General features: G+C 70.3%; 8 protein-coding genes. 1 reads left to right on the top strand and 7 read right to left on the bottom strand.

Features of this window, described 5'->3' with window-relative positions:
- Window positions 1-143 precede the first annotated feature (143 nt).
- The 5 genes from QO011_RS37385 to QO011_RS37365 all read right to left on the bottom strand — a co-directional run bounded on the left by QO011_RS37385 (window position 144) and on the right by QO011_RS37365 (window position 5,911).
- Window positions 144-926 (bottom strand): SDR family oxidoreductase, encoded by a 783-nt coding sequence (locus QO011_RS37385; protein ID WP_307284146.1) that lies wholly within the window; start codon window positions 924-926, stop codon window positions 144-146.
- A 41-nt stretch (window positions 927-967) separates the two neighbouring features.
- A complete protein-coding gene (locus QO011_RS37380) occupies window positions 968-1,729 on the bottom strand; it encodes an SDR family oxidoreductase (protein WP_307284144.1) in 762 nt (253 codons plus the stop codon).
- 300 nt (window positions 1,730-2,029) lie between these two features.
- Entirely contained in the window at window positions 2,030-3,538 is a 1,509-nt protein-coding gene (locus QO011_RS37375) for a sugar ABC transporter ATP-binding protein (RefSeq protein WP_307284139.1), read from the bottom strand.
- A gap of 336 nt (window positions 3,539-3,874) precedes the next feature.
- Complete coding sequence (locus QO011_RS37370; RefSeq protein WP_307284137.1) at window positions 3,875-4,813, bottom strand: sugar ABC transporter substrate-binding protein; 939 nt, start codon at window positions 4,811-4,813, stop codon at window positions 3,875-3,877.
- Window positions 4,814-4,957: 144 nt separating this feature from the next.
- Complete coding sequence (locus QO011_RS37365; RefSeq protein WP_307284135.1) at window positions 4,958-5,911, bottom strand: ABC transporter permease; 954 nt, start codon at window positions 5,909-5,911, stop codon at window positions 4,958-4,960.
- 260 nt (window positions 5,912-6,171) lie between these two features.
- Between QO011_RS37365 and QO011_RS37360 the strand changes: the two genes are divergently transcribed.
- Entirely contained in the window at window positions 6,172-7,110 is a 939-nt protein-coding gene (locus QO011_RS37360; RefSeq protein WP_307284131.1) for a sugar-binding transcriptional regulator, read from the top strand.
- A 257-nt stretch (window positions 7,111-7,367) separates the two neighbouring features.
- Here the strand turns inward: QO011_RS37360 and QO011_RS37355 are convergent, their stop codons facing one another.
- The gene (locus tag QO011_RS37355) at window positions 7,368-8,882 is read right to left on the bottom strand and encodes a xylulokinase (protein WP_307284129.1); all 1,515 of its coding nucleotides are present in this window, start codon (window positions 8,880-8,882) and stop codon (window positions 7,368-7,370) included.
- A gap of 97 nt (window positions 8,883-8,979) precedes the next feature.
- A complete protein-coding gene (locus QO011_RS37350) occupies window positions 8,980-10,305 on the bottom strand; it encodes an NAD(P)H-dependent oxidoreductase (RefSeq protein WP_307284127.1) in 1,326 nt (441 codons plus the stop codon).
- Between the last annotated feature and the right edge of the window lie 301 nt (window positions 10,306-10,606).

Below are 10,606 nucleotides of genomic sequence, written 5' to 3'. Positions count from 1 at the left end.
GGGTTGCAGCAAGGACGGCAAGGGTCGCACCACCCGCCACCGTCATGGCCGGGCTTGACCCGGCCATCTACGCGAACGCGGCGGCATCATTGTTCAGCGCAACTGTCGCGGCGATTCCGGCGTGTGACCTCGCCGCCACCCCCTCACGACATGATCAGCCCGCCATCCACATTCACCGTCTGCCCCGTGATGTACGCTGCATCGGCGCTCGCCAGGAAAGCCACCAGCGCGGCGACCTCGGCGCCGGTGCCGGCGCGGCCCATCGGGATGCCGCGCACCCATTCGGCCATCAGCTCGCCGGGCTTGTAGTCGCCGAGCAGCTTGCCCCAGGCGCTGTCGTTATAGGCCCACATCTCGGTGCCGATGATGCCGGGGCAGAAGGCGTTGACGGTGATGCCTTCCTTGGCCACTTCCTTGGCGAGGCTCTGGGTGATGCCGACGACGCCGAACTTCGAGGCGGCGTAGTGCGGGGTGAAGATGAAGCCTTGCCGGGCCTGGCCGGAGGCGGTGTTGATCAGCCGGCCGCCGCCGCCGTGCTTGCGGATGCGGCGGATGGCCTCCTGGCAGCACAGGAAGACGCCCTTGGTGTTGACGTCCATCACCTTGTCCCACTCGGCCTCGGTCATCGCCTCGATGCGGGCGATGGTGATGACGCCGGCGTTCTGCACCGAGATGTCGACGCGGCCGAACTGCTGCTCCGCCGCATCGTAGAGCGCCTTGACCGAGGCGGCATCGGTGACGTCACCGACGAAGCCGGCCGCCGCCCAGCCCTTGGCCTTCAGGCCTTCGACCGCTTCGTGCACGCGCTCCTCGTTGGCGCTGAGCAGCACGCTGGCGCCCTCGGAGGCGAAGCGCTCGGCGATGGCGAGGCCAATGCCGCGGCTGGCGCCTGTGACGACGGCGGTCTTTCCGGCGAAGCGGGTCATGGATCGGTTCCTTCTCGGGACAATGGGGTCGGACGGCGGCGTCACCAGCAGGAGAAGCCGCCGTCGACCAGGAGGTCGATGCCGGTGCAGAAGGACGAGGCCTGGCTGAGCAGGAAGACGGCGGGGCCGACCATCTCCTCGACGCTGGCCATGCGGCCCATCGGCGTGTCGGCTTCGAACTGCTTGACCTGCTCGGCCACTTCCGGCCGCCGGTTCATCGGCGTCAGGGTGTAGCCGGGGCTGATGACGTTGACGCGGATGTTGCGGTCCGCCCATTCCATGGCGAGGCTCTTGGTCAGGTGGATCACCGCCGCCTTGGAGGCGTTGTAGTGCACCTGGGTCAGGCCGCGGTTGACGATGGTGCCGGACATCGAGGCGATGTTGACGATGGCGCCGCGCCGGCGCGGCAGCATCACCTGCGCCTGTGCCTGGCAGCTCAGGAACGTGCCGGTCAGGTTGATGTCGATGATGCGCTGGAAGTCGGCCTGCGCCATCGCCTCGGCCGGGGTAGCCGCGGCGACGCCGGCGGAATTGACCGCAAGCTCGAGCGGGCCGAGCGCGCGCTCCGTCTCCCCGACCGCGGCGGCGAGCCGGGCGGCGTCCGTGACGTCGCCGGTCAGCACCAGCGCCTTGCGGCCGAGCGCCGCGATGCGCTCCGCCGTCTCGGCCAGGCCGGCCTCGGAGCGGCCGAAGCAGGCGACGTCGGCGCCGGCCTCGGCGAGGCCGACGGCAATGCCCTGGCCGATGCCGCTGCCCGCGCCGGTGACGAAGGCGACCTTGCCGTCGAGGCGGAAGAGGGTCATGGGCTGCTCTCCTGTCGAACGATGCCGGTTCGGTTCAGCGCGTATCGGCGGCCGGCCACGATCATGGCGGTGCCTCATTCTGCGCCGCCTGTGTGCGCGTGGATGGCCGGGACAAGCCCGGCCATGACGGAACGGTTGCGCGAGGGATGGCAACGGTCGCGACACCCGCGACCGTCATGGCCGGGCTTGTCCCGGCCATCCACGCGATCGCGACGCGAGATATTCTCCCGGCAACGCTGGTGCCGTGCCGGCCGGCAGGTCTGCCTCGGAATGCGTCGAGGTTCGTCTGCATGGCCCTGCTCACGCCGTGGCCAGCTCCATCACGGCGACGCTGGTCGCCTTCTCCTTCGGCAGGATGCCCATCTGCCGCCCGCGGCTCATCACCACGACGCGGTGGGACAGGCCCAGCACTTCCTCCAGATCCGAGCTCACCACGATGACCGCCATGCCGGCCCGGGCGAGGTCGGCGATGACGTCGTAGATCGCCGCGCGGGCGCCGACGTCGATGCCGCGGGTCGGCTCGTCCAGGATGAACACTTTCGGGCTGCGGGCGATCCACTTGGCGATGATCGCCTTCTGCTGGTTGCCGCCGGAAAGGTTGCGGATCGCCTGGTCCGGCACGCCCTTGACGCCGAGCTTGCGGATGCCCTCGCGGGCGAAGGCGAGCACCCGGGCCGGCCGCACCCAGCCGTCAGGCGCGACCGTGTCGAGGTTGGGCAGGCAGAGATTCTCGGCGATGGAATGGTCGAGGATGGCGCCCTGCGCCTTGCGGTCCTCCGGCACCAGCACCATGCCGGCCTCGATGCTGTCGGCCGGGCTTCTCATCGCCACCGGCTTGCCGTCGACGAGGATCTCGCCGGCGCGGCGCGGGTCGGCGCCGGAAATGGCGCGCATCACCTCGGTGCGGCCGGCGCCGATCAGGCCGGCGAAGCCGAGGATCTCGCCCTTGCGCACCTCGAAGCCGACATCGCGGAAGGCGCCATGGGCGGAGGTCAGGCCGCGCACCTCCAGGACGACGTCGCCGCCGGGGGCGGGCAGGTCGGGGAACATGCGCTCGACGCTGCGCCCGACCATGGCCTCGACGAAGGTGCGGACCGGCAGCTGCGCCGTGTCGTGGGTGGCGACGAGATGGCCGTCGCGCAGCACGACGACGCGGTCGGCGATGCGGGCGATCTCCTCCAGCCGGTGCGAGATGTAGATGAACGAATAGCCTTCGGCCTTGAGGCGGTTGATCTGCTCGAACAGGAGGTCGGTCTCGTGCCCGCCGAGGGCTGCCGTCGGCTCGTCGAGGATCAGGAGCTTGGCCTGCAGCACCAGCGCCTTGGCGATCTCGACCTGCTGCTGGGCGGCGATGGTCAGGGTGCCGACCAGCCGGGTGGGCGGGACGTCGAGGCCGAGCCGGCGCAACTGCGCGCTGGCGAGCCGGTTCATGGTGTCGCGATCGATCCGCCCGCCCTTCAGCGGCAGCCGGCCGACGAAGACGTTCTCGGCGATGGAGAGGTGCGGCAGGAGGCGCATCTCCTGGTGGATCATGCCGATGCCGGCGGCGATGGCGTCGCCCGGCTGGTGCGGCGCATAGGGCGCGCCGTTCCAGGTCATCGTGCCGGCGGAGGGGCGCACCGCGCCGGCGATGATGCCGGAGAGCGTCGACTTGCCGGCGCCGTTCTCGCCCAGGAGCGCCACCACCTCGCCCGGCCGAACGTCGAGGTCGATGCCGAACAGCACGTCGACGTCGCCGAAGGATTTCTTGATGCCGCGGATGGAAAGGCCCGTCGGGGCGTTTCCGGTCGCGGCAGGCGGGACGGACATGGGCGTATCCTGTCTTGAAGAGCGACGGTTGAGGCAGGTTAGACCCAACCGGCGATTGATGCTTCGGGCGCGACGCCAGCCGCTCTCCTCCCCCTTGCGGGGAGGAGTACGAGGTGGGGTCGTGACGTCCGCCTCGACGGATGGAAATCCCGTCACAAGGCCCTTCGACCGGCGTCGTGCTTAATCCTGATGGACCCCCACCCCTCACCCCTCCCCGTCGATCTCGGGTGTTCCCGAGATCGACCACTCAGCGAGGCAAGTCGGAAACATCCGACTTGCTAGGGGGAGGGGATTGGCCGGCGTCGCGTCTAACGCGACAAGCCGTCGTCCAGACCTTCAGGGGTGGTTCTCGATGAAGGGCTCGACGTTCTCCTTCGTCGTCAGCGTCGCGGTCTGCAGCTGCAGGGCCGGGACGTCCTTGCCGGCGACCAGGGCGATGGCCGAATCCACGGCGAGGCGCCCCATGGCCTGGGTCTTCTGTGTGGCGGTCACGTCGAACACCCCGTTCTTGAGGGCGACCAGCGCCGCGGTGTCGCCGTCGAAGCCGGCGACCAGGATCTTATGGTCGGGATTGGCGACCTTCACCGCCTGCGCCGCGCCGAGCGCCAGCGCGTCGGCCTGGCCCCAGATCACGGTGATGGTGGGATCGGCCTGCAGGAAGTCCTGGGCGATCTTGAAGCCCTCGTCCTGGGCCCACATCTGGCTCCACTGCTCGGCGACGGTCTTGAGGCCCGGGCAGGCCGCGTTCATCTCGCCCCAGCCCTTGGTGCGGTCGACCTCGGGCGTGGTGCCCTTCTGGCCGTGGATGATGGCGACCTTGCCGGTGCCGCCGGTCTGCTTGCACACCCATTCGCCGACCTGCTTGGCCGAGGCGACGCTGTCGGTGGCGATGAAGGTGTCGCCCGGGGCGCCGTCGGCGTTGCGGTCGACGTTGATCACCGGGATGCCGGCGGCCTTGGCGGCCTTGACCGGCACGGCGGCGGCGGTGGCGCCGGCGGGGATGTAGATCAGCGCGTCGATGTTCTGGGTGATCAGGTCCTGCACCTGGCTGACCTGGGTGGCGGCGTCACCCTTGGCGTCGACGGTGATCACCTCCAGGCCCTTCTCCTTGCCGTAGGCTTCCACGGACTGCTTGATCTGGTTGAAGAAGTTGGCCTGCAGGTTGGCGACGGCGAGGCCGATCTTCTTGGCCTCCTTGGCCTGCCCGAGCCCGGGCGCGGCGACCAGCGCGGCGGCGGCCACGGCCGCGAGCAGGACGGTACGACGATGCGACATGTGCTTTCCTCCGTTGGTGATGGCCCGGCGCGGTCGTTGCGCTGCCTGCCGGACCGTTTCCCTGAGCTCACCTGAGCCCGTTCTGTCCGCCCGCGGGCGGTCTTGCCTCATGCCGTCCCCCGGGCGGGCCGGGAGCGGCGGATCTCATCGCATGCGCCGGCGCCAGGTATCGCCGGCCACGGCCAGGGCGATGACGACGCCGATGACGATCTGCTGGACGAAGGGGGAGACGCGCAGCAGGTTGAGCCCGTTGCGCAGGAAGCCGATGATCAGCACGCCGACGATGGTGCCGCCGATGCCGCCGACGCCGCCGGACAGGCTGGTGCCGCCGATCACGACGGCGGCGATGGTGTCGAGCTCGTAGCCCAGGCCCGAGCTCGGCTGGGCCGAGTCGAGCCGCGCCGCCAGGATGACCCCGGCCAGGCCCGCCAGCGCGCCGCACAGGGTGTAGACCCAGTTGGTGGTGCGCTGCACCTTGATGCCGGCGAGGCGCGCCACCTCGACGCTGCCGCCCACGGCATAGAGGTTGCGGCCGGCGGCGCGGTAGCGCAGCACGATCCAGGCGATGGCGAACAGCACCACCATGACGGCCACCGTCACCGACAGGACCGAAAAGTGGCGGGTGATGGCGAGGTCGGTGAACCAGTCGGGGAAGCCGACGATCTGCTGGCCGTCGGTGATGATGCTGGCGATGCCGCGGGCCACCGACATCATCGCCAGCGTGGCGATGAAGGGCGGCAGCCCCGCCTCGGTGATCATCAGGCCCGAGACCAGGCCGCACAGGGCCGAGACCAGGATGGCGACGACGATGGCGAGGCCGAAGGGCAGGCCCATCTCGTTGGCGAGATAGCCCATCACCATCATCGACAGCGCCAGCACCGAGCCGACCGACAGGTCGATGCCGCCGATCAGAATCACCAGCGTCATGCCGATGGCCATGACGCCGAGGACGGTGATCTGGTCCATGACGTTGAGGACGTTGCGCGTGGTGAAGAAGGTGTCGGTGGACAGGCTCAGCGCCAGGCACAGCGCCACCAGGCCGATCAGCGGCCCACGTACCGCGCCCAGCGACGCATACCAGGAAGACAGACGCTTCATGCCCAGGGTCTCTCGGGTGCCGGCTGGAAGCGTTCGCCACGGCGCGGCCTCGGCGGCCGGCGGGCGCCGCTCAATCCACTGACCTTCTGTCTGGCTCGCGCAACCATCCCTGAAATTTCGTATTGTTGATTGTGATTTTTTTCACGCTAAAGGCGGGAAAGCTTTCTGTCAACAGGCGAGATGCACAGGCCCGTGCATGGGTGTACAAGCAGACGGCGAGCCCCGCCGCCCAGGCCCGGCCGCAACCCGATGGAACGCCCGTGACGGCCTATTCCGAAGACGAACTGAAGATCCGCGCCGCCTGGCTCTACTATGTCGAGGGCAACACCCAGGAGCGGATCTCCGAGCAGCTCTCCGTCAGCCGGATGAAGATCCACCGCCTGCTGGTGGCGGCGCGCGAGGAGGGCGTGATCCAGTTCCGCATCCGCGACAAGGCCGATTCCTGCTTCCTCCTGGAGGAGCAGCTGCTGAAGCGCTTCGGCCTGACCGAGGCGATCGTGGTGCCGAGGCCGGCCGAGGCCGCCGCCGTGCACCTGCTCGTCGCCCAGGCCGCCTCGCTCTACCTCGCCAACGCCGCGGCCGACGCCATGACCATCGGCGTCGGCTGGGGCCGCACCCTCAACCAGGCGCTGCGCCGCATGACGGCGCGCCCGCTGAAGCAGGCGACGGTGGTCTCGCTGCTCGGCGGACTGACCAAGGCCCAGCCGCTCAACCCGACCGAATGCGCCTGGGAGCTGGCCGAGAAGATCGACGCCGCCTGCTATCTCCTGCCCGTTCCCGCCTATGCCGACCGGCCGGAGATGCGCGATGCCTTCATGAGCCAGCGCGCGGTGCAGGAGGTGATCAACCGCGCCCGCCGCGCCGACATGGCGCTGGTCAGCGTCGGCAGCCTCGGCCCGGAGGGCACGATCTCCAATTACGGCTTCCTCGACATCGAGGAGTTCGAGGAGCTGAAGGCGCTGGGCGCCACCGGCGACATCCTGTGCTCCTTCCTCGGCGAGGACGGCGGGCTGATCGACCATCCCGTCAACCGGCGGGTCTGCGCCTTTCCGCCGGAGGAGCTCTCGCGCATCCCCAAGGTGGTGATCGCCTCGGGCGGCTACGAGAAGGTCGGCGTGCTGCGCGCGGCGCTGGCGCTGACCCGCGCCTCGGTGCTGATCACCGACGAGACCGCGGCACTGGGGCTGCTGGCGGGGTGAGGGCTCTACGGATGCTATTCGTCGGCCGCGTTGGCATGCCGGCTGATTGCTCTTTCTGACAGGCCGATGTTCGCGTGGATGGCCGGGGCAAGCCCGGCCATGACGGAACGGTAGCGGCAAGAAAAGGCGACGGCTGCACCACCCGCAGCCGTCATGGACGGACTTGATCCGTCCATCCACGCGAACACTGCTCCGTCAGGGCAAGGCAGCAACCGACCGGGCAGCCCGTGGCCGCCCGGGGTCGCCCATCCGATACCTCAGCCGGTCCCCAGCGCGTAGAGCCGCTGCGCCACCCCGCTCGTCGCCGCGAAGACGTCGCGGTAGATGGCGATGCGCGGGGCATAGGCCGCGGTCAGGGCCGGGTCGGGTTCGACGATGCGGGTGGGCGGCGCCACCATGGCGGCGGCTGCCGCCTCGATCGAGCCGTGCCAGCCGAGCGCGGCGGCCGCCAGCACGCCGGCGCCGAGGGCGACGGCCTCGTTCACCGGCGAGACCGCCAGCGGGCGCTCCAGCACGGCGGCCATGACAGCCATCAGCAGCGGCGATTTCGTGCCGCCGCCGCAGGCGATGAAGCGCTCCGGCCGGCGGCCGACGCTCGCCTCGAGCAGATGGGTGGTGACGTGCTGCTCGTAGGCGATGCCCTCCAGCGCCGCCCTGAACAGGTGCGCCGGCGTATGGTCCAGGGTCAGGCCGAGGACGACGCCGCGCGCCGCCTCGTCCCAATAGGGGTTCATCACCCCGGCCCAGTAGGGCAGCACCATCAGGCCGCCGCTGCCGGGCGGGACCGCCAGGGCGGCGGCCTGCAGGGCCTCCAGATCGCTCGCCGCGCCGGCTGCGGGCGGGCGCAGCGTCCGCACCGTCCATTCCACCAGCTGCATGCCGGAGCGCAGCACGGTCTCGAACATGAAGCCGCGGCCGGTCGGGCTCGCCAGGGTGCGATGGGCATCGGCGGTGCGGTAGTCGCGTCCGAACAGGCCGGTGACCACGCCCGAGCCGAGCGAGAGATAGCCGGTGGCCTCGTCGATGGCGCCGACGCCGAGGCCGGCCATCTGGCCGTCGCCCGCCCCGGCGACGATCGCCGTGTCCGGCGCCAGGCCGGTCAGGGCCGCGGCCTCGGCCGTCAGCGTGGCAATGACCGCACCCGGCGCAACCAGGGCCGGCAATTGCGCCGGCCGCAGGCCGGCGGCCGCGACCAGCGTCTCGTCCCAGGCGCCGGTCTCGACATGGACGAGGCCGAGCGGGTCGGCGCTGGGCACGCTGGTGGCGAGGCGCCCGGTCAGGCGGCGGATCAGGAAGCCGCCGGCATCGAGCACGGCATGGGCCGCGGCGACGACCTGCGGCCGGTGCTCGGCCATCCAGGCGATGCCATAGAGCGCCGGCGTCGGGTCCGGCGGCTTGCCGCTGAGGTCGCGCAGGCGCTCGCGGCCGACCGCGGCGGAGAGGCGGGCGACCTGCGGCCGGGCGCGCTCGTCGAGCCAGAGGATGGCGGGAGCGAGCGGGTGCCCCGCCGCATCGACGAAGACGAAGGTCTCGCGCTGGTGGCCGATGGCGAGGGCGCCGATCCGCGCCGCGCCGACCTCGGCGACCAGCGTCCGCAAGGCGCCGCTCAGGGCGGACCACCAGTCCTCCGCGTCCTGCTCGACATGGCCGGGCAGGGGCATGGACAGGGGATAGGCGGCGCGCGCCTCGGCCACCGGCGCGCCGCCGCGGTCGAACGCGATGGCTTTGACGCCGGTGGTCGAGGCATCGACGCCGATGACGAGGTCGCGCATGGGAGGTCCAGAGAAATGTCGGGCGGTCGTCTATAGCCCGGCGAGCCGGCCGGCGCCTACCCGCCCGGTCCTGCCCGCCGCGTCGACGGCCGCGGCCTCAGGCCGCGTCGCCGGTGACGAAGCGCGCGTCGGACTGGTCGAGGCGCCGGCGGATCTGCGTCACCACCATGGAATCGTCGGGAGCGCAGTTCTCGTAGGTGAGCGGCTCGCCCGCCTTGATCGGCTTCAGCACCTTGGCACGCTCGGCCAGGCCGATGGGCAGCGCGCCGGCGCGGCGGGCATCGGCCCAGGTCATGGCCCAGCCGCGATAGTCGTGCTCGCCGATCTTCTCCAGGAGCTGGCCGGGATGGAGGTCGCGCTTGGCCAGCGCCGTCGCCTCGGCGACGGGGTGGTCGAGCGGCTGCATGTCGGCGCGGCCGTGGGCCACGGCCCGCGCCGCCGACAGCGGCGTCTCCAGGCTGGTGAGGTGATAGGGCCGGAAGATGGTGAAGTACGGCCCCTTGCCGACCTTGAGGTCGACCATGCGCTCCAGGATGCGGGGGTGGCGGGTCTCCACCACCACGAAGACGCCGGGCGCGACGCCCTTGCCGATGGAATAGTCGACCACGCCCTTTCTGTGGAGCACGCCGCCGTCGGCCTTGGGGCAGAGCACCGAGGCGAGCTCGTCGCGGCCGGCGGTCGGGCCGTGCATGCCCGGCACGTCGGGCACCAGGCCGGTGGCGTTGGCGATGGCCACCATCTCGATCATGGTCTTGGAGCCGTCGACGAACTCGACCAGCATGCGGGCGTTCATGTTGCGCTCGCGCGCCTCCGCCTCGTACGCCTCCGGCATGGCGGCGAAATTGAGCGGATTGTTCTTGCCCTTGCCGGCGGCGACGATGTCGAAGCCGAGGCTCTGGACGAAGCCGATGATCTCCATGGTGCAGGCCGGCTCGTCGCCCGCCGCTCCGGTATAGACCACGCCGGCCTTGCGCGCCTCCTCCTTGAGGAAGCGGCCGATGGTGATGTCGGCCTCGACATTGAGCATGACGATGTGCTTGCCGTTCTTCATCGCCTCGAGCGCGAACAGCGTGCCGATGTTGGGGTTGCCGGTGGCGTCGATCACCACGTCGATCCGTCCGGCGGCGGCGAGGGCGTAGAGATCCGAGGTGACGGCGATCTTGCCGGCCTCGATGGCGCGGTCGATGGCGCTCGCCGTGCCGGCCTCGACGATGTCGCCGCGGTCGTGGCCGGCCAGCAGCGCCGCGTCGAGCGCCGCCTGCGGCCGGACCTCGGAGATGGCGCCGATGCGCACGCCCGGCATCAGCGCCACCTGCACGACGATGTCCGTGCCCATCTGGCCGGCGCCGGCGAGGCCGATGGTGATCGGTCCGAGGCGCTCCGCGCGCTCGACCAACTCCGCCGCGAGTTGCGTAAGGGCCATCGGTGTCCTCCCAAGCTCTTGCATCCGACCGGATTCGCCGCCAGCGGCGAACAAACTGTCAGTCCAGGTTCTGAAAAATCATATTTTGCGATGAGCAAATTTTCAAGAGGTGTTTGGAGCCTGCCGGCTGTGCCAACTGGGCCATGACGGGACGGTTGCGGGAAAGAGGGCAACGGCTGCAGCACCGGCCAACGGCGAGCCGATGCCGGCCGGCGCGGTGGTCGCGTGGATGGTCGGGTCAAGCCCGGCCATGACGGAACCGTTGCACCAAGGAACCGGACCGGCTCGCCCCCCGATTGAC

The organism is Labrys wisconsinensis (assembly GCF_030814995.1).
Taxonomy (GTDB): domain Bacteria; phylum Pseudomonadota; class Alphaproteobacteria; order Rhizobiales; family Labraceae; genus Labrys; species Labrys wisconsinensis.
The sequence above is the reverse complement of the archived record's forward strand: the minus strand, read 5'-3'. Positions and strand labels throughout refer to the sequence as shown.

Bases quoted from the DNA above. Each gene is read 5' to 3' on its own strand.
- QO011_RS37385 (WP_307284146.1), bottom strand. From the start codon at position 926: ATGACCCGCTTCGCCGGAAAGACCGCCGTCGTCACAGGCGCCAGCCGC.
- QO011_RS37380 (WP_307284144.1), bottom strand. From the start codon at position 1,729: ATGACCCTCTTCCGCCTCGACGGCAAGGTCGCCTTCGTCACCGGCGCG.
- QO011_RS37375 (WP_307284139.1), bottom strand. From the start codon at position 3,538: ATGTCCGTCCCGCCTGCCGCGACCGGAAACGCCCCGACGGGCCTTTCC.
- QO011_RS37370 (WP_307284137.1), bottom strand. From the start codon at position 4,813: ATGTCGCATCGTCGTACCGTCCTGCTCGCGGCCGTGGCCGCCGCCGCG.
- QO011_RS37365 (WP_307284135.1), bottom strand. From the start codon at position 5,911: ATGAAGCGTCTGTCTTCCTGGTATGCGTCGCTGGGCGCGGTACGTGGG.
- QO011_RS37355 (WP_307284129.1), bottom strand. From the start codon at position 8,882: ATGCGCGACCTCGTCATCGGCGTCGATGCCTCGACCACCGGCGTCAAA.
- QO011_RS37350 (WP_307284127.1), bottom strand. From the start codon at position 10,305: ATGGCCCTTACGCAACTCGCGGCGGAGTTGGTCGAGCGCGCGGAGCGC.